The organism is Glutamicibacter sp. BW77 (assembly GCF_002332285.1).
Taxonomy (GTDB): Bacteria; Actinomycetota; Actinomycetes; order Actinomycetales; family Micrococcaceae; genus Glutamicibacter; species Glutamicibacter bergerei.
The window spans coordinates 1-17926 of sequence record NZ_NRGT01000023.1; the positions used below are offsets into that span (position 1 = coordinate 1).

The 17926-nt window shown below is 56.9% G+C and carries 18 protein-coding genes and 1 pseudogene; 6 read left to right on the plus strand and 13 right to left on the minus strand.

Annotated elements, in window-relative coordinates:
- A pseudogene (locus CIK74_RS02145) lies at positions 1–296 on the plus strand (Abi family protein); the annotation flags it as partial.
- Between the two features lie 647 nt (positions 297–943).
- On the opposite strand, the gene CIK74_RS02150 reads toward CIK74_RS02145, so the two are convergent.
- The 4 genes from CIK74_RS02150 to nrdI are packed head-to-tail and all read right to left on the minus strand — an operon-like array spanning position 944 to position 5276.
- A complete protein-coding gene (locus CIK74_RS02150; protein ID WP_096254100.1) occupies positions 944–1519 on the minus strand; it encodes an NADPH-dependent FMN reductase in 576 nt (191 codons plus the stop codon).
- 47 nt (positions 1520–1566) lie between these two features.
- Positions 1567–2592, minus strand: a complete 1026-nt coding sequence (gene nrdF, locus CIK74_RS02155; protein WP_096254102.1) for a class 1b ribonucleoside-diphosphate reductase subunit beta — start codon at positions 2590–2592, stop codon at positions 1567–1569.
- 33 nt (positions 2593–2625) lie between these two features.
- Positions 2626–4791 carry a class 1b ribonucleoside-diphosphate reductase subunit alpha gene (nrdE, locus tag CIK74_RS02160; RefSeq protein WP_096254103.1) on the minus strand — a complete coding sequence of 722 codons (2166 nt, stop codon included), beginning with the start codon at positions 4789–4791 and terminating at the stop codon, positions 2626–2628.
- Entirely contained in the window at positions 4788–5276 is a 489-nt protein-coding gene (gene nrdI, locus CIK74_RS02165) for a class Ib ribonucleoside-diphosphate reductase assembly flavoprotein NrdI (RefSeq protein WP_096254105.1), read from the minus strand. The genes nrdE and nrdI overlap by 4 nt, the downstream gene beginning before the upstream one ends.
- A 327-nt stretch (positions 5277–5603) precedes the next feature.
- Between nrdI and CIK74_RS02170 the strand changes: the two genes are divergently transcribed.
- From CIK74_RS02170 to CIK74_RS02180, 3 genes are all read left to right on the plus strand, one after another.
- The gene (locus tag CIK74_RS02170; protein WP_096254106.1) at positions 5604–6089 is read left to right on the plus strand and encodes a hypothetical protein; all 486 of its coding nucleotides are present in this window, start codon (positions 5604–5606) and stop codon (positions 6087–6089) included.
- Between the two features lie 89 nt (positions 6090–6178).
- Positions 6179–6346: a hypothetical protein gene (locus tag CIK74_RS18620; protein ID WP_170947703.1), complete on the plus strand. Its 168-nt coding sequence runs from the start codon at positions 6179–6181 to the stop codon at positions 6344–6346.
- Between the two features lie 688 nt (positions 6347–7034).
- Entirely contained in the window at positions 7035–7562 is a 528-nt protein-coding gene (locus CIK74_RS02180) for a GNAT family N-acetyltransferase (protein WP_096254109.1), read from the plus strand.
- A 35-nt stretch (positions 7563–7597) separates the two neighbouring features.
- On the opposite strand, the gene CIK74_RS02185 is transcribed toward CIK74_RS02180, so the two are convergent.
- Positions 7598–8155 carry a TetR family transcriptional regulator C-terminal domain-containing protein gene (locus CIK74_RS02185; protein ID WP_096254111.1) on the minus strand — a complete coding sequence of 186 codons (558 nt, stop codon included), beginning with the start codon at positions 8153–8155 and terminating at the stop codon, positions 7598–7600.
- Between the two features lie 30 nt (positions 8156–8185).
- On the opposite strand from CIK74_RS02185, the gene CIK74_RS02190 reads away from it, so the two are divergent.
- Positions 8186–9751, plus strand: coding sequence for an MFS transporter (locus tag CIK74_RS02190; protein WP_096254113.1), 1566 nt, complete (start codon positions 8186–8188; stop codon positions 9749–9751).
- A gap of 239 nt (positions 9752–9990) precedes the next feature.
- On the opposite strand, the gene CIK74_RS02195 is transcribed toward CIK74_RS02190, so the two are convergent.
- The 7 genes from CIK74_RS02195 to CIK74_RS02225 form a co-directional block, all read right to left on the minus strand.
- Positions 9991–10743, minus strand: a complete 753-nt coding sequence (locus CIK74_RS02195) for an ABC transporter permease (protein ID WP_096254116.1) — start codon at positions 10741–10743, stop codon at positions 9991–9993.
- Positions 10744–10746: 3 nt separating this feature from the next.
- The gene (locus CIK74_RS02200; RefSeq protein WP_096254119.1) at positions 10747–11499 is read right to left on the minus strand and encodes a hypothetical protein; all 753 of its coding nucleotides are present in this window, start codon (positions 11497–11499) and stop codon (positions 10747–10749) included.
- Entirely contained in the window at positions 11496–12236 is a 741-nt protein-coding gene (locus tag CIK74_RS02205; RefSeq protein ID WP_096254121.1) for an ATP-binding cassette domain-containing protein, read from the minus strand. The genes CIK74_RS02200 and CIK74_RS02205 overlap by 4 nt, the downstream gene beginning before the upstream one ends.
- 150 nt (positions 12237–12386) lie before the next feature.
- Positions 12387–13064 carry a response regulator transcription factor gene (locus CIK74_RS02210; protein WP_240520433.1) on the minus strand — a complete coding sequence of 226 codons (678 nt, stop codon included), beginning with the start codon at positions 13062–13064 and terminating at the stop codon, positions 12387–12389.
- Positions 13057–14136 (minus strand): sensor histidine kinase, encoded by a 1080-nt coding sequence (locus CIK74_RS02215; protein ID WP_141392841.1) that lies wholly within the window; start codon positions 14134–14136, stop codon positions 13057–13059. The genes CIK74_RS02210 and CIK74_RS02215 overlap by 8 nt, the downstream gene beginning before the upstream one ends.
- Positions 14137–14168: 32 nt before the next feature.
- Positions 14169–15467, minus strand: a complete 1299-nt coding sequence (locus CIK74_RS02220) for an IS256 family transposase (RefSeq protein WP_096254128.1) — start codon at positions 15465–15467, stop codon at positions 14169–14171.
- 21 nt (positions 15468–15488) lie between these two features.
- Positions 15489–16148 carry a YafY family protein gene (locus tag CIK74_RS02225; RefSeq protein WP_240520434.1) on the minus strand — a complete coding sequence of 220 codons (660 nt, stop codon included), beginning with the start codon at positions 16146–16148 and terminating at the stop codon, positions 15489–15491.
- 103 nt (positions 16149–16251) lie between these two features.
- Here CIK74_RS02225 and CIK74_RS02230 point away from each other — a divergent pair, with 103 nt between their 5' ends.
- Positions 16252–16797 carry a DinB family protein gene (locus CIK74_RS02230; protein ID WP_205738222.1) on the plus strand — a complete coding sequence of 182 codons (546 nt, stop codon included), beginning with the start codon at positions 16252–16254 and terminating at the stop codon, positions 16795–16797.
- Here CIK74_RS02230 and moaA read toward each other — a convergent pair.
- Positions 16794–17834, minus strand: coding sequence for a GTP 3',8-cyclase MoaA (gene moaA, locus CIK74_RS02235; RefSeq protein WP_096254130.1), 1041 nt, complete (start codon positions 17832–17834; stop codon positions 16794–16796). The genes CIK74_RS02230 and moaA overlap by 4 nt on opposite strands.
- Positions 17835–17926: the final 92 nt, after the last annotated feature.

The window sequence follows — 17926 nt, forward strand, 5'->3', positions numbered from 1 at the left end:
CCCTCAATCCTGAAGAGCCCTTTAACCGAAAACTTGTCTTTGCGCCGAAGCGACCTGCGCTTGGCCAGATTCCGCTGCTGGATCATTTGAAAGAAGAGGAATCATCTAAGCAGGTCTTCGGGCTCTACAACGTAGTAGCTATCATGGCCTATCTATTGCGATCGATCGATCCCGAATGCGACTGGTCCGAAAAAATGATCGAGCTGATAAATGGCTTTCCCAGCTCTTCTAGCCTCACCGTTGACAGCCTGGGTATGCCAGCGAATTGGTCTGATTTAGCCATATGGGCGAAGTAGGAAAGCGTGCACTTCTTTTTGTGGTCTGATGTTGCTTAGGATGCGGGGTTTAATTGCCTGTCAGACGTGTTGCAACCGCATCACGCAGTAACGCGACGCAATTGGTTTGCTGAGGGTATAGCCGGCAGCGTGGCTTACGCGGGTCGAATGTCTCTTTGTTTGCTTACTATGGTTCTGCTCTGGTTTTGAAGTTTGATGTGTAGTTTCTTCGGGAAGACTGCAAAGCGCCATATGAATCGATCCGTTTGGCGGCTCAAGTATCCGATAGATGCGAATGGTCAGGCGACCAATATGGGCGCCTGACCATTCGATTGGGTTTTCCGCAAGGACGAGTGAGGTGAAACGCTCGGTCCGAACCGTGCGGGGTCCCGTCGCGGGTCTGAAGTTTGTATGGATTCAGGATAACAAGCAGATCGCAATAGTCGTGAAGTTATCAACCTTCAATAATGAGAAAAGGGAACTGGGCTGAAAAGAGGTTTCTAAACTTCATTCGCTCAGTTCAAAGGGATTAGCTTCAGCGCGCTGCTCTAAGCCATTTTCCCCATGTTTCGGCTCAACTTGCTGGTTAGGCTTGTTTGGACCGCCCCCATGTTCGGCATCGCACGAGCGTTGATATTGTAGGTTCTCCTTGTAGCTTGGTCAGAGGGTCAGCGGGAATCGGTGTTTTGTTCGATGAGCTGAACAAGGCGAGAGACATAGTTTTGAAGAAATTCCACTGTGGATTCTTGGTTCACATGGCCGTCTGCATCGAGAAGCGTGGGTGACTGGGAAAGAAAGACTTCTGGTTGGCCGGGAGTGGGCATGTTGAAATATGAAAGGGCCAGCCTAAGGTTCTTCTGCGAGCTGTACCCGCCCATACGCCCAACGGAGTGACTGACGATTCCCGCGGGAAGGTTTTCCCAAGCGACATCGCTGTTGGGTTTGGAACCGATGTCTATGGCATTTTTCAGGCAGGAGGGGATGGTGCGGTTGTTCTCGGGCGTGACAAAAAATATCCCGTCGGAGGATTTGATGATCTTGCGGAACAGCGCGTATTCAGGCGGGGTCGGTTTGTCGCTGACCTGGGGGTCATCGTAGTCGAAATCGTAGAGAGGTAGATTCCTGATCTCGACGATGCGTGCGTTGTAGCCTTCAGGGAAATAGTCGATAAGATTGTGGGCGATTTTTCGTGCGTAGGATCCTCGACGCAGACTGCCGACGAGGACGGAGACGTTCTTATTCAAGGGACAATGCTCTTTCTAGGATCGAGTATGTGGGAATGAGGATTGGGTTAGAAATCCCAGTCGTCGTCGCTGGTGTCTTCGGCCTTGCCGATGATGTAGGAAGAGCCGGACCCGGAAAAGAAGTCATGATTTTCATCCGCTCCTGGTGCGAGGGCAGCGAGGATCTCGGGGTTGACGTTTGTTTCTTCAGGTGTGAAGCGGGCGGGATAGCCGAGATTCATGAGCGCTTTGTTTGCGTTGTAGCGGACGAAGACGGCTACGTCGTCCATGAGCCCGAGCGGTTCGTAAAGCTCACCGGAGTACTGCAATTCGAGTTCATAGAGTTCGTCGAGGAGTGCATAGGTAAATTCGCGCATGTTTTCCTGCGTGGCAGGGGACTGGGTTTCGAGGCCGCGCTGGTACTTGTATCCGGAGTAGTAGCCGTGCACAGCCTTGTCGCGCAAGATCAGCCGGATCATGTCCGCGGTGTTTGTGAGTGTCGCGTGGACGGAGAAGTGCAACGGCAGATAGAACCCTGCATACAGGAGCAACGAGGAGAGCAGCGTTGAGGAGACTTTGCGCTTAAGCGGGTCATCCCCGTAATAGTGGGTAAGTACCTTTTTGCACCGTTCCTGGAGTAGGTCGTTGGCAATGGCCCATCGGTAAGCGCTGTCAATCTCAGGCGTCGAGGTGAGGGTGGAGAAAACGGAGGAGTAGGAACGGGCGTGCACTGCTTGCATGAATGCGATGTTGGTGTAGACGGCCTCTTCGTGTTCCGTCCGGGCATCTTGGATCTGGCAGATCTCCCCAACGGTGGCTTGGACTGTGTCGAGCGCTGTGAGCCCGGTGAATACTCGCATGGTCAGTGTGCGTTCTTCCTGGGTGAGCTTTTGCCAGGCAGGAAGATCGTTGGAGAGCGGGACTTTTTCGGGGAGCCAAAAGTTGGCGGTGAGGCGGTTCCAAACTTCAAGGTCTTTGTCATCGCCGACACGGTTCCAGTTGATAGGACGTATGCGGGCATCCGGGGCATGCCGGTAGCCCGGCGGGGTCACAGAGATTTCGGTGATTGGTTGAAGAGTGTTGCTGGAATTCATGGGGGTTCCTTCTGGCAGATCAGAGTTTCAACGTTAAAGTGCGCATGAGACGCAGTTTTCGATTTCGGTGCCTTCGAGGGCGGGTTGACGCAGGCGGATGTAGTAGAGGGTTTTGATTCCGGCACGCCAGGCGTAGATCTGCGCTTTGTTGATGTCCCGGGTGGTGGCGCTGTCGCGGAAGAATAACGTGAGTGAGAGGCCTTGGTCGACGTGGCGGGTGGCGGCGGCGTAGGTGTCGATGATCTTTTCGTAGCCGAGCTCGTACGCGTCCTCGAAAAATTCGATGTTGTCGTCGGTCATGTGTGGGGCTGGGTAGTAGAGGCGGCCTAGTTTGCCTTCTTTTCGGATTTCGATCTTTGCCGCTATTGGATGGATTGATGCGGTCGCATTGTTGACATACGAGATTGATCCGGTCGGTGGGATCGCCTGTAAATAGGCGTTGTAAATGCCGTGCGCCATGACTGACTTGCGTAGCGCCTGCCAGTCCTCACGGGTCGGGATCGCGATTCCTACTTGGCTGAACAGTGCAGCGACTCGCTCGGTGGCAGGCAGCCAGTCTCGTGCGATGTACTTATCGAAGTAGGAGCCATCAGCGTAGGTCGAGGTCTCGAACCCATCGAACGCAGTTCCGCGTTCGATGGCGATCTGGTTTGAAGCGCGTAGCGTGTGGTAAGTGACGGTGAGGAAATAGATGTCAGTGAAGTCAACGCCTTCCTCACTGCCATAACGAATGCGCTGTGAGGCGAGGAATCCGTGAAGATTCATCTGTCCGAGTCCAATCGCATGCGAAGCGTTGTTCCCCGCTGCGATCGATGGCACTGCATCGATGTCTGTCTGGTCCGCAACGCTCGTCAGCGCCCGTACGGCGGTCTCGATGGTGGTGCCGAAGTCGGGTGATGCCATCGCGGCGGCGATGTTCAGCGAGCCGAGATTGCATGAGATGTCGTTCCCGATTTTTGTGTAGCCGCCGGCGGCGTTTAGCGTCGAGGGCGTGTTAACCTGGAGGATTTCGCTGCACAGGTTCGACATGTTGATATGCCCCACGAGCGGGTTGGCGCGGTTGACGGTGTCCTCGAAGAGGACGTAGGGGTAGCCGGACTCGAACTGCAGTTCGGCGAGGGTCTTGAAGAACTCGCGGGCGCTGATCGTGGTCTTGCGGATCCGCGGGTTCGTTACAAGGTCATCGTAGTATTCGGTGAGCGGCAGATCTGATAATTGCGTGCCGTACTCTCGCTGCACGTCGTAAGGGCTGAATAGGTGCATGTCCCGGTTGTCCCGGGCCAGTTCGAAGGTCACGTCCGGGATCACAACTCCCAGCGACAGGGTCTTGATCCGGATCTTCTCATCCGCATTCTCGCGCTTCGTGTCGAGGAACCGGAGGATATCCGGGTGGTGTGCGTGAAGGTAGACCGCGCCAGCGCCTTGGCGGGCGCCGAGCTGGTTGGCGTAGGAGAAAGAGTCTTCAAGGATCTTCATGACCGGCACGACCCCGGACGCCTGGTTCTGGATCTGTTTGATCGGCGCACCGGTCTCGCGCAGATTTGTCAACAGCAGTGCAACGCCGCCACCGCGTTTGGACAGCTGCAGCGCCGAGTTCACGCCACGGCCAATGGACTCCAGATTGTCTTCCAGCCGTAATAAGAAGCAGGAGACCAGCTCGCCGCGTTGCGCTTTTCCGGCGTTCAAGAACGTCGGGGTTGCCGGCTGGAAACGTCCCGAGATCATCTCGTCTGCCAAGCTGGTCGTCAGTGTTTCGTTGCCCTGCCCGAGGAATAGCGCGGTAGCGGCAACGCGCTCCCCGAAATCCTCCAAGTACGTGGTCCCGTCGAAAGTGCGTAGGGCGTAGGAAGTGAAGAATTTAAAGGCACCGAGGAAGGTGGCAAAGCGGTGCCCGGCCATCTCCACGCGTTCGTGCAGCGAGGTAACGAAAGCGGGGTCGTAGGCGCGCAGGAACGCTTCCTCGTAGTAATTGTTGTCGATCAGCCATTCCAGCCGCCCCCATACCGAGCCGAACACCTTGGTGTTCGGGATGACGTGCTGGCGGAAGTATGCGCACGCGGCCTCGCGGTCCTTGCTGAACTGGATCGATCCATCGGGGCCGAACAGGTTCAGCTGCGCGTTCAGTGCGTGGTAGTCCTTTCGCGCCCCTATGCCCTCCGGTCGTGTGAGAGCCTGCGGGGAGTCGATGGTAGTGGTCATGCCGTCTTCCTTTCCTCTGTGTGCTGCTGCGCCCAGAAGCGGGGCAGTCCTTCTCTGACGCGTTCGACATCGCGGTCAGTGCCGAGCAATTCGAAGCGGTACAGCTCGGGCACTTGGCACTTGGTCGAGATGATGGGGCCGGCGAGGCAGTAGTGCTCGCCGAAGTTGGTGTTGCCCGCGGTGATGACCCCGCGGATCAGTGCCCGGTTGGCAGGGTCGTTCAGGAACATACCCACCTGCTTCGGCACAGCACCGGCGCGCTCCCCGCCGCCATAGGTCGGCACGATCAGCACGAAAGGCCTAGTTACCCGAATCAGCCCTTCCAGACGGGGTCGCAGCGGGATGCGCACCGCATGCGACTGCAGTCGGTCGACGAAGCGACTGGTGTTCTCCGAGACGCTTGAAAAGTACACGAGATCCGGAGAATCAGAATCTTTGAATTCTCGTACCGCGAGGTCTAAGAATTTATTTCTTTGGGCGGTCACCTTAGTATCTCCTCCTTCACTCAATTGATTTTGGACTGATGCACGCATACAAGCTATATGTTGTGCTCAACCGAACATAGAGGCACAACATGTAGTGTCACCAACCATAACTTCGATGGGCCAAACAAGCAACTTTGACCCATCGAACTATGAGCTCATCTGAGATTTCGTGCCCACTTCTGGATCGGTCACTGCCTTGATTTGCACTCAATGATGAGGAACGGTCAGTGTTGGAGAACGATTGGTCGGGAGAGTTTAGGATCGGCATTAAAGCAGGCAGCCCAAGTACATTTGGAGAGCTCCGTTGCCGTAGCTAGGGCGCGAGGCGTGTCATGGCAAGCCATAGGCAACGCATTCGGTATTACTCGACAGGCGGCATTCAAGCGATTCGGAACCATCTCAACGACAGGCATCGGAGAAGAAACCATGGCTAACCCAATTATTGACCTCACCTCGCGAGCCGAAAATATCTTTGAGCACCTCAGCAAAGGTGACTACGGTTCCGTGAAATCACTGATGACCTTCACCTGTTCCCGCGTCCTGACGAAGAAAAAGGTTATGGATGTCTGGGACCAAGTGGTGGCAGACAGTGGACAGTTCGAATCTTGTTCCAACACCACCATTCAAACTGCCGACGGCACGAATGTTGTTGCACAGAAACTGAACCAGTACCTCGGCGGCGGCCTGACAGGACAAACGCAAATCAATCATGAAGCAGGCGAATGGCTCGGGCGAGTTGCCTACAACGGCGCCGGGAAAGTCACCGGAATTCTCATCGTGCACCCAATGCAGGCAAACAACCTGCCTTTCTAGACAGCTGGGTCCAAGCACGTTCACTGCGCAACTTGGCGACGCCAAAGGCGTGCCTCACTCACTACTCCAATCACAAACAGAGGCTTCCAATGGAAAAGATAGTCAACGCTGCATGCACCCTGCTCACATTCGTAACCTTCTTCGCTGTTTTGGGTGCATGGGAACTCGACGAAGCAGTGCGTTTCATATGGGCCGCCATGTTTGCGGGTGCCTTTGGCTACATCTTCTTCAGGACAAGCAAGAAATCTGAAAATTGAATCACATCAGCTTAAAAATCATTCATCCCCGCTGTGTCTAATGTGGCTATCACTCCGCGTGCCGGTTGATTTCCCGTAGAGCGTTCCCTAAACGGTGCCTCGTAGCGACACAATGCCGCCTGCATACGAAATAAGGCTGATCGCCTCGTGTTAGCCTGAGCACCAAAGTCATTTCATCAGGTCAGTTGAAAGTGGGATCATTTTGTTACCCGCAGCCGTCATTACGTTGCTCCTGGCCTTGCTGTTTCTCGGGATTTTCGTGTGGGAACGTCGGGACCGAATACGAACGGGTTCCCAGGAAAGTAAGTTCTTTAGAAACTGGGTACTCGTCGCTTTCTGGATCTGTGCATTCTTCTTTGCCGTTTTCGCTCTGGGAACAGTACAGCAATGGATCAAGTAACGTAGCGCCTTACCTATTTTTCAGGGATGAGAAATCCCTGCTGCTTCGTTGCCCGATTTCAAGTATCTGATGAACTTTAGCTTCGCCCAACAAAAAGCTACCTTCAATCTGTCTGCCAATTGCTTCGTCGCGTCAACAATGACCACGAATGCGACCGTGGAAGTGTTGCATGCGATCTCGTCCTTCCCGTAGAAGGTTCCGCTTGCGGGCGCTCCAATAGAGGGCCGGCTTACCGGAACTGAGCTCGCGTTTACATCAACTGGACTCGTTGTACTAGATAATTGACGGATGAGAACTATCAGCAGTGAACGATTGATCATGCGGCCATGGGATGTAGACGACGCCGACTTTCTGTTCGATCTTGAGTCCCGGTGGGAGACTGTTCGATTCCTTGGTCCTCAAGCAAAGCCGATGACGGGTCGCTCGGAAGCTGTGGAATCCATCATTCGTCGTCGTACTATTGACGACCCTGTTCACGGGCTCTGGGCTATTTCCTCTCGCGAATCTGGTGAATTGTTCGGGAATATCCTGCTCAAACCCATCCCATTCTCGATAGATGTCGAAGGCGAAGCTCCTGTGGAAATTGGTTGGCATTTACACCCCGATGCCCAGGGTGCAGGTTATGCCACTGAGGCGGCCAGCGCTGTCATGACGGACGCGGCAAACAACGGACTTCGGTTCGTTATTGCCGTCACTGATCCACTCAATGCAGCCTCACCGCGAGTATGTGAGCGCCTGGGAATGCGGTCACTCGGCGTTACCGAGGCATATTACGACGAACATAATCTGTTGTTCGAGAAAACCCTGTCTCGATAGCGGTTCCGCTTATGGGATTCCTTGTTAGGGGTGGCCTAGATGGTGAGCAAGTGATTGATGATCGGTCGTAGTACCGTACAGAATTCCGCTGCCCGTTTCGGATCATATAGAAGCCGGAGCGTAAGGCCGTCTGAAACTGCAATGATGCCAGCCGCAGCAGCTTCCGGCTGTGCTGCACCGAAAGACCGCAAGGCCTCTACCAATTGGTCAGAAACCAGCTGATCCTGGCCTATAAGGATTTCGGCGATCCAAGGTGTGTGGATAGCCTCGGCAGCGAACGCATTCCAGGCAATGGCCTCTTCCGTGCGCTGCTGGTCGAGGGGCAAGGTTTCCTCGACCAAGCGAACCAGGTAGTCTACGGAGTCTCCGCTGAAAGTGAGAGCGTCCATACGCGCCTCGGCTCTGGAGATAACCAGATCGACGGCGGCACGGAGCAAGGCATCCTTGTTGGAGAATGTCTTTTGCAATGCGCCGACGGACCAGCCCGAATTTGCTGCCACGGTGCGGATGCTGACAGATTGGATGCCTCCGCGGACAATCAGGTCCAGTACCGATGCGGCAAAGACATCCCGCTTATTTACCCCTGCACTCATGATCCTAGAATACGTGTGTATTCTAGGATCATGAAATCTTCCCCGGTTGCCCCGAGTGCTCCTGTGCGCCAGTCCGCAGCGAGGTGGTCGGCAGCGCTGGTCGGTGGCCCCGCGGACTTGCTGGATTTCTTGATCCCCTTGTGGGCGGGCGCGGCACTTGGGCTCAATGCGACGGTAATCGGGATTTTGGTTGCTACGGAACTCTTTGTCTCTTTTGCTGCTAGGTTCCCCGCCGGATTGCTGGCCGACATGTGGGAACGCCGGATTATTGTAGCAACCGGGGCAGTGCTGTATGGGCTCTCGTGCGCTGGATACGCTCTGTCCACGGGCCCTGCTATGGCATTCTTCTCTGCAGTACTTGGTGGTCTTGGGGGCGCACTGTTCTGGGTGGCTTTACGGGCCATAGTTAGCGAGTCGGCAGGTTCAGATTCGTTTGCTTTCCCGAAGTTGATGACGTGGCAGGAAACTGGTTCATGGGTGGCCTTCGTCGCCGGCCTGACGCTGATAGGTTCATTGAACTTCCAAGGTGTTTTCTTGGCCGCTTCCGGCGCCTGCTTTGTCTCGGCGGTAATGATCGCAACAGCACCTCGACGCCCCGCTGCGTCCTCGAAACGGGCAGAGTCTGACTTTCCGACGCAGCGGCTACGACCAATGTTGCTTGCTACCGGACTAACCTCGCTGGCTGAAGCAGCAATTGGATTGCTGTTGCTGTTGCACCTTCAAGGGGCCTTCGATCTCGATGTGGTTTCTATCGCGTTGGTGTTCCTGCCTGGAGCCATTATGATGAGCCTGATTCCAGGGCCGGCGCACCGGATCACCATGAGGATCGGGCGGCACAGAGTCGCAGCTATCGCTGCGCTATCCAGTGCCACATTCGCGTTCACTTTGGCGTTCGCGCCCTCACCTTTGCTGATTACCGCCTTGTGGATTCTTAGTGCTGCAGCGTGGGCAGCGATTATCCCGATCGAGCAATCCGTCATCGCCCAGGTGGCAGCTGAACGCGCCGGAAAGGGGTTTGGGCTCTACGAGTCAGCCAAGCTGGCCGGTGCCGGAGTCGGCGTACTGGTGGCTGGTGTCACCTATGAGACAACGTCCTGGCAGGTTGCCTGCATCCTGTTTGCGGGCGTCATCGCCGCCGGGGCCATCGTCACGCCGTGGGCTGTACGTCGCTCTGGCGTCGCCAACGTCCCCCGAGACGAGGCAACCCCGGAAATGACACTGACTGTTTCTACTTCAGAGGAAGCGAATAGGTCAGTCTCGCAGTCCTGGAAATCCGAACAGAACCAAGAGGAAAAGATGATGGCAACGACCAAGACAGACAATTCTAAACTCAGTGGCCTCGGCTGGCATCTACTCATTTTCGCCGTCGCTCAGATCGCACTGGCCTTCATGGGCATGTCCTGGATAGTGGACTCATTCAGTGCCAGCGACTTCGGCGAACACCTCGCCTCCGGAGGACGACCCGAGCTCGAAGGAATCCCAAGCTTCTTGTACGGTGCAGGGAAGATATGGGTCTTAGTCTTCGTCATCGACGCTATTTGGACCCTGGTCACAGGCCGCAAGAGCAGTCAGACTCCGAACAGACAAGGGCAGTAAGCGATTCCAGTTGAAAATACCGGTCGTCATTGCTGGGATTGTGATCGCTCCGGCCAACAACCGATCTGTGTCGGCTAGCTCAAGCTCGCCTACCACAGCCGGCTCCAGCTGCAACCTTCTCCAGTCCTGGGCTGAGGTCAGAAAGCGCATCTGAGCCGAAATCAGCGAACGGTGTCCCGCAGAAGGTTCCCCTTGCGGGCGCAACCCCCGTGGGCGTCGCCGCTGACTCCTCAGGGCCTCTAGTTGGTTCCGACATCGCGGGCATGGAACAGCCGCCACCCAATAGTTCCGAGTCCGAGTGCCCAGGCCGTCATGACGAATGCACCAGGTATCGGTTCAAGGAGTCCGACGCCGGGATATGCGGTCAGGAGTTGGATTCCTGCCAGGTCGGGAAGGAACTTCAGCACCGGTATCGCACCGACCAAAGAGATTGTCAGCCCCAGGACCATCGGGACGAGGAGCACGATGGTGGCAATGTAGTTGCGCATGATCAGTGTCGCGCTGGCAGCGATTAAGCCGAGCAGGGTGTAGTTGATGATTACCCCCAGAAGGTTCCATGCCATGGATGTTGTGAATTGGTCTAAATTGAGTCCATGGTCACCGAGGGCGGCATGTTTGAGGAGCACGGCACCTGTCGTGGAGAGCGCAGCAGCAAGCGAGGACAGTAGCGCCGTGACAAGGATTTTGGCACCGATGATCCGGGTCCGTGAGGGTGTAGCGGTGAGAGTTGTTCGCACTTGAGCATCCAAGTACTCGGTGCCCACCACAAGAGCTGCGAACAGGATGATGATCGGTTGTCCGAAGCCTGCGGTCTCAAAACCATGTGACTCGAGGGGAAAACCACCCGCCGCAGTGCGTGTGGGGTCGAAGGCCAGACCTGAGAAGAATGCTAGCAAGGGCGGCACCAAGACAGCCGCAAGTAGAGTGGCCTGGATGCTGCGCAAGGTGAGCGCCTTGGTGAGTTCGGAACGAAGGGTGTTGAGCATGCTCATGTCTCAGACATCTCTGCGGCAAAATGAAACGTACGCGGCGAAGAGCAGCCCGAGTGCCCACAGTCCTTGAACGATTCCGCCGGTCAGCGGGTTGAGGTAGGTTCCGGCGGCGGGGTCGCTATACATGGACGCTCCGGCTGCCACGGGCAAGTACTTTGCGCCACTCCAGAACGTGGCGAGGAAGTCACCAATGCCGATGACCAAGGGTGTTATCAAAAGCAGTGGCAGGATCGCAGTTCGGGCGAGGGACCCGATGGCGAAGGCGATGAGCGCGGTCACTGTCCAGGCGAGGGTCACCCCGCCAAGGTGCTTCCAGATTTCAGGCGACAATCCCAATGGGTCAAGGCCGGAGCTTGAAGCCATATGGGTGATGATGATCGTGCCGGTCATCGTGATGAAACCGATGATCCCGACACTTACCGCCAGCAACAGTGCTTTCGTGAGGAAAAGCCGTCCGCGTTTCGGAGTGGCAGTGAGGGTGGTGCGTATCTGCATTCCGCTGCCATACTCGTTTCCTGCCCAGAGAGCTGCCAGTACGACCACGAGCACGTATCCAAACCCTGCCATCTCGAACCCTTGGAACTCCAGTGGAATGGGCTCAGACGAAAAGAGTCTCGGGTCATCTACCGGTAGATTAGACGCTCCCGCGTTGGTCAGGGCCATCGGCCAAGTCGCCATGATCGCCACACCGGCAATGACCCATGTTGAAACGGTCGTGAACAACTTAGTGGTTTCGGATCGAAAGAGATTCATCATGCTTGTTCAGCGCCATCGATTCTGCCGGAAAGATATTCTGTTTGTCCTTCGGTGAGTGCGAAGAATGCCGTCTCCAAGTTGCAGTGGTTTCCTCGGACTTCGTCTCCGGCGCCCTGTGCAACAACCAGGCCTCGGGCGATGACAACAAAGTCATCAGCGGTTTCTTCCATCTCTCCCATCAGATGGCTGGAAACGAGAACTGTTTTCCCATCCTCCGCCATGGACCGTAAAAATCGGCGTATCCAGCGGATCCCGTCGGGATCAAGCCCGTTGGTTGGCTCGTCGAGCACCAAGATTTCCGGATCACCCAGTAGTGCTGCAGCAATGCCCAGGCGTTGGCCCATGCCGAGCGAAAATCCGCCGATCCTGGTGCGGCTGGCATCGCTCAGACCGGTCTTCGCGAGGACTTCACTGATCCGGGAGAGCGGTATGCCGTTGCTTTGCGCGATCCACGTGAGATGGGCTTTGGCAGTGTGGCCCTTGTTGGCACCTGGACCGTCGAGCATCGCCCCCACCGTGCGCAGCGGATTGTGCATGCTGCGGTAGGCGCTCCCGTTGATCAGAGCCGTTCCGGAGGTGGCCTTGTCCAGTCCCAAGAGAATGCGCAGAGTGGAGCTTTTGCCGGCTCCGTTCGGTCCGAGGAACCCGGTGACGCGGCCAGGTTGTGCGGTGAAGCTGATGTCATCGACAACATTGCGGGTGCCGTGGCGTTTGACGAGATTGTTGATTTCGATCATAGGTTCAAGTCAAACAAGAACCGTGATCGGTCTCTGTCCCCTGGTGTTGACACTTTGGAACAATTTCGCAGTCACCTACCAGTGCTCAAGGGTGAATGCAGTCCGCGAATGTTGACAGTTCTGCTCGGTCAACGATGAGGAACCTGATTGTCAGGGCGTGATGAATCCTGTTTCGTAGGCGATGACGACCAGTCCGGCGCGGTCGCGGGAGTCGAGTTTGGTGAGGATGCGACTGACATAGGTTCGCACCGTCATCCGGGACAGGTGGAGCTCGGTGGCGATTTCGTCGTTTGATCTGCCGCGGGCGATCAGCGTGAAGGTTTCACGTTCTCTCACGGTCAATCGATCCAACCGTGCATCCGTTCGCGGCACACCCGCTCGTATGGTGGAAGCATTCGGAAGGGGTGCCAGCGTGGAGATGAGCCGCTTGGTGATTTCGGGGGCCAGCAGGGCATTACCCTCGTGGACCACCTTGATCGCGCGCAACAATTCGGCAGGAGGCGAGTTCTTGAGGAGAAACCCGGATGCCCCGGCACGAAGCGCCTCATAGACGTACTCATCGAGGTCGAACATCGTCAGCACGATAACTTTCGGGCCGTCCGGCTGAGAACAAAGCGCACGGGTTGCCTCCAGCCCGCTCATCCGGGGCATCTGCACGTCCATCAACACCACGTCTGGGCGATGTTGGGCGCAGAGTGCGGTGGTTTCTTCTCCGTCGGCAGCCTCAGCCACGACCATCATGCCCGGGGCACTGTCTACCAGAAGACGGAAGGACCCGCGCAAGAGTTCTTGGTCATCTGCGATCAGAACCCGAATCATGTCACTCATTTTCACCATATTCTCCGTGGGCCAGGGGCAGTACTGCCGATATTCCGAATCCTCCGGCAGGGAGGGTCCCGGCTTGGAAGGTTCCGCCGAGCAGGTTCACACGCTCTTGCATTCCCATCAGTCCAAACCCGCCATTTCCGTGCGAGATATCGCCACGGCCGTTGTCGGTGACGGTGACGGTCACCGAGCGATCCGTTGCTGTGACTTTGATGTCGCATTGGGTTGCCCCGGAGTGCCGGATCATGTTGCTGACTGCCTCTCGCACAATGCGATGTGTGGTGATGCGGTGCGCGGCCGGCAATTCCTCGATACCGGTGGCAGTGATGGTCGTCAGGACACCAGATTGTTCGGCCGTACGCGCGGTCTCGGCCAGCAAATTCGGCAGTGCCGCCGGGAGTGCGGTTTCGTCATCCGTTCTCCGCGTCGTGCTGAGCAGCATTTTGAGTTCGGCGATGGACGAGCGAGAAAGCTGTTCAATGTCTCGCAGGGTGGAGCGTAGCTGCACCTGATTGAGCCCGTCAATGTGTGCTGCCACGCTTGCTTGGACACCGATCGTTCCCAAGGAATGGGAAAGCACGTCATGAACATCTCTAGCCAGTCGCATGCGTTCTTCGATCGCTGCGTTCGCGGCAACTAATTGCTGTGCCGTGCGGGTTTTCACTCCCAAAGCCCACGCCCCGCACAACGTGATACCGCTGAACAACACGTTGCGCATGTCATCTTCGGAACCGGAAACATTAATAAATATCGATATGAATGCCCCGGCAAGAACGACGCCCAGCATCCACGGAGCAAAAGCCCGGCGGCCATGCTGGGCTGCGACCGAATTCAAGGCGATACCAGCCAGCAATAGTGGGTCAACGGTAAGGCCAAGCACTGCTGCAACGACCGTGCTGATAAACGCGAGCGTGAACGCTATCCGTGGGTAGAAGTGACGTAAGCCAACACCTGTGATTGCCACGACGCCGAGCGCGATCTGGGTGATTCTCAACGCCAGATCAGGGGCAGGAATGGTCACCCACAGGACCAGGACGACCAACGTCGCGGCCAGCACCTCGAGCGGGACTGTCAAGATAACGGTGTAACTATTCTTATAACAACAACTTACATCCGTGCGCTCAGACGACCGTCAAACGCAATATCGAAGGCATTCAACGCCGGCTTCCAACGCTGAGTCCACCGCGCCCGCCCCTGGCCAGTGGGATCCAACGCCATCAACGCCATATAAACGCACTTCAACGCAGACTGCTCGGTCGGGAAATGCCCCCGGGCCTTCACCGCCTTACGAATCCGGGCGTTAACCGACTCAATTGCGTTCGTGGTGCACACAATCCGACGGATCTCACGGTCAAACTGCAGAAACGGGACAAACTCGCTCCACGCCCTCTGCCACAAACGGATCACCGCCGGATACCGTTCTTCCCACTCCGTCTTGAAGTCCGCAAAGCGGTCCTCAGCTTCAGAGAGCGTCGCAGCGTGGTAGACCAGCTTCAGTCCGGCAGAGATTGCTGGCCAGTCAGCCTTGGACGCGTACTTGAACGAATTACGCATCAGATGCACCACGCAGGTCTGCACTACCGTTTCAGGCCACACAGCCGCCACGGAATCAGGCAGACCCTGCAGTCCGTCGCAGACCACCATGAGCACGTCTTCGGTGCCACGATTCTTGATTTCGGTAAGCACTTGCAGCCAGTACTTCGCTCCTTCCCCACCGTCTCCAGCCCACAGACCCAAGATGTCTCGGTTGCCTTCGGCGGTCACTGCCAGGGCGACGTAGATCGGACGGTTGGCAACCTGCCCGTCACGGATTTTGACGTGGATCGCATCAATGAACACCACCGGGTAGACAGGGTCCAGAGGGCGGTTTTGCCATTCGCTCATTCCCTCCAAAACCTTGTCGGTAATGGTAGAAATAGTTGTCTTGGACACCGTAGTGCCATACACATCGGCTAGGTGGGCTGCGATATCACCGTGAGTCATGCCTCGGGCAGAGAGGGACAGAACGACGTCTTGGATGCTACCCAGGCGTCGTTGTCGTTTCTTCACGATTGCTGGTTCAAAAGAGCCTTCGCGGTCGCGGGGAATGTCGATGCTGATCGGTCCGCCTTTGGTTTGGACGGTTTTGCTGCGGATGCCATTACGTGAGTTATCTGCGTCGCCGCGTTCGTGTTTCTCGTAGCCGAGGTGGTCGGTGATTTCCCCTTCGAGGGCTGATTCGACGACTCTTTTGGTCAGTGCGGCGAGAAGCCCGTTTTCCCCGTCGATGGCCAGGCCTTGTTCACGGGCTTGGCCGACGAGCTGGTCGATGAGTTTGGGATCAAAGGTACGGGATGTTGGGTTCTTGGCCACTGCGTCCTCGGTGGTCTTTTCGATGCTGGGAGCATCGAGGTTTTCGGTGTTCATTTATTATCTCCTGAGTAGGAGTTACACCGTTAAACTTACAGACCCCGCCCTGGGTGAGGGGTTCTGTGCACGGTCTACTCGGAAGCTGCGCCAATCATCGCGATCCAGATCAAAAGCCACCAGATAATAGCGGTTGCCCACATTCACCAGCTGTACCGGCTCGACCCTGCGCGAGCTGGGGGCTCCTTTGGCATCCCGGTAGTCGAACGCGATTCGTTCATGGTCGCGGCATGCTTGGGCAAAGGCCACCAGCACCGCGGGATCCACAGGATCGGGTGCGGGTGACTGCGAATCCAGCGGGACGGTGCTCGCAGTCAGTGCCTGCGCCCGCTGTCTCAACCTGGCCGGAAGCACCGGCACAACTTTGCCCATCGCCCGCAGCGCGGCCTCGGCCAGTACGGAAGAACCTGAGTGAACGGTGGATTGCAACGCGACCACTAGCGCCACGGCTTCCTCGTCGTCAAGCACCAACGGGGGCAGGGCCGCACCGGACGCCAGCTGATAGCCGCCGCCCACCCCACGATCTGCCTGTACTGGATAGCCCAGATCGCGCAGCCGGTCGATGTCCCGGCGTACGGTGCGCAAGCTGACGTCCAGCCGCTGCGCCAGCTCGTCGCCGGACCAGTAGCGGTGGGTCTGCAGCAAGGAGAGCAAACGCAAAAATCTGGTGCTGGTACTCATGCAACAAGTCTGCCTCAATTGAGGACAAAAACTGGCACTTATTGTATCTACTCTGGTAATAACAGCCGGAAATACCGGCAGCAGCTTATGCCAGGAGGCAACTATGAACACCATGGCCATCACCGAAACCGCTCTGACAGGGGAACGCGCGGACCTGTTCCAGGCGCTAGCCAACGCCCGTCATTTCCTGCGCTTCACCGTCCGCGGACTCAGCGACGAGCAGGCGGCGCAGCGCACCACCGACAGCGAACTGACCCTCGGAGGATTGGTCAAGCATGTAACCGCAGTGGAGAAGCAGTGGCAGGAATTCATCGTCAAGGGACGGGCCGCCATGGCTTGGGACGGGACAGACTTCAGCAAGATGCCACCTGAAGCAATTGAGTCCTTCCAGGACGAATTGCGGATGTTGCCCGGAGAACGCCTGGACGAGCTGCTGGAAAACTATACGCAGGTAGCTAACCGCACCGATACGTTACTGGCCGACGTGGATCTGGATACGGTCCACGAGCTGCCCGTAGCTCCGTGGTTTGTCGATCAGCAGTGGTCGGTACGCCGCACGCTGCTGCATATCATCGCCGAAACCACCCAGCATTGTGGACATGCGGACATCATCCGCGAATCCCTGGACGGGCAGAAAACGATGGGCTAGCCGCCGATGTAGGACATCTCGATGCGCTTGCGGTTGCCCGGGCTCAGCGCGGCACGCAACTCCGAGTAGTTGTCATCGCGCTTGCGCCAGTGTCCGGTCAACGCGGCAGCAAGATCTTCATCGCTGATCCCGTCGCGCATCAGCTGGCGCAAGTCATAGCCGGAGCCGGCAAAAAGGCAGGTGTATAGCTGGCCCTCGGCCGAAACCCGGGCGCGTGAGCAGCTGCCGCAGAAGGCATTGGTGACGCTGGAGATCACGCCGATCTCCCCGGCGCCGTCCTGATAGCGCCAGCGGTTGGCGGTTTCGCCCGGTTCGGTCTTCGTCACCGGCTCCAGCGCCCAGCGCTTGTTGATCATGGAGACGACTTCTGCCGAGGGCAGCACCTCATCCAGCTTCCAGCCGTTGGTGGTGCCCACATCCATGAATTCAATGAAGCGCAGGATGGTCCCGGTGCCACGGAAGTGCTCCGCCAGGGAAAGGATTTCACCGTCGTTGACACCGCGTTTGATGACGGTGTTGACCTTGACCGGCCCCAGGCCGACTTCGCGGGCCACCTCAATCGCTTGCAGAACCTTGGAGACCGGGAAATCCACGTCGTTGATGGTCTTGAACTTTTCATCATCCAAGGAATCCAGGGAGATGGTGACGCGGTTCAGGCCGGCTGCTTTTAATGCGGGGGCGAGCACCGGCAAAGCAGAGCCATTGGTAGTCATCGCCAGATCCACCGGCTGACCTTCGGGGGTGCGCAGCTTGGACAGCATCGCCACCAGATCCACGATGCCGCGACGCAGCAATGGTTCACCACCGGTCAAACGCAGCTTGGTGACACCAAGGGACACCGAAACGCGAGCCAGACGTTCAATCTCCTCGAAGCTCAGCAGCTCGGAGCGCTCACGGAAGACGAAGTCACGACCGAAAATTTCCTTGGGCATGCAGTACACACACCGGAAATTGCAGCGGTCCGTGACCGAAATCCGCAAGTCATGCAGGGGGCGTGAACGGGCATCAAGGATGTCCCCTGCTAATGGAGCTTTCATACTCTCCACAGTAGACCCCAGCACTCTCGCTGGAAAGACGGTTAACGAGAAAGTAACAAATCAGGTACGTAAAATGGGTTAGGCCGAGTGAG

Excerpts from the sequence above, each read along its gene's own strand:
- nrdE (WP_096254103.1), bottom strand. The coding sequence starts at position 4,791 with ATGACCACTACCATCGACTCCCCGCAGGCTCTCACACGACCGGAGGGC.
- CIK74_RS02205 (WP_096254121.1), bottom strand. The coding sequence starts at position 12,236 with ATGATCGAAATCAACAATCTCGTCAAACGCCACGGCACCCGCAATGTT.
- CIK74_RS02185 (WP_096254111.1), bottom strand. The coding sequence starts at position 8,155 with ATGAGTGCAGGGGTAAATAAGCGGGATGTCTTTGCCGCATCGGTACTG.
- moaA (WP_096254130.1), bottom strand. The coding sequence starts at position 17,834 with ATGAAAGCTCCATTAGCAGGGGACATCCTTGATGCCCGTTCACGCCCC.
- CIK74_RS02195 (WP_096254116.1), bottom strand. The coding sequence starts at position 10,743 with ATGAGCATGCTCAACACCCTTCGTTCCGAACTCACCAAGGCGCTCACC.
- CIK74_RS02225 (WP_240520434.1), bottom strand. The coding sequence starts at position 16,148 with ATGAGTACCAGCACCAGATTTTTGCGTTTGCTCTCCTTGCTGCAGACC.
- CIK74_RS02210 (WP_240520433.1), bottom strand. The coding sequence starts at position 13,064 with ATGAGTGACATGATTCGGGTTCTGATCGCAGATGACCAAGAACTCTTG.
- CIK74_RS02220 (WP_096254128.1), bottom strand. The coding sequence starts at position 15,467 with ATGAACACCGAAAACCTCGATGCTCCCAGCATCGAAAAGACCACCGAG.
- CIK74_RS02200 (WP_096254119.1), bottom strand. The coding sequence starts at position 11,499 with ATGATGAATCTCTTTCGATCCGAAACCACTAAGTTGTTCACGACCGTT.
- CIK74_RS02230 (WP_205738222.1), top strand. The coding sequence starts at position 16,252 with ATGAACACCATGGCCATCACCGAAACCGCTCTGACAGGGGAACGCGCG.
- CIK74_RS02190 (WP_096254113.1), top strand. The coding sequence starts at position 8,186 with ATGAAATCTTCCCCGGTTGCCCCGAGTGCTCCTGTGCGCCAGTCCGCA.
- CIK74_RS02180 (WP_096254109.1), top strand. The coding sequence starts at position 7,035 with ATGAGAACTATCAGCAGTGAACGATTGATCATGCGGCCATGGGATGTA.
- CIK74_RS18620 (WP_170947703.1), top strand. The coding sequence starts at position 6,179 with ATGGAAAAGATAGTCAACGCTGCATGCACCCTGCTCACATTCGTAACC.
- nrdF (WP_096254102.1), bottom strand. The coding sequence starts at position 2,592 with ATGAATTCCAGCAACACTCTTCAACCAATCACCGAAATCTCTGTGACC.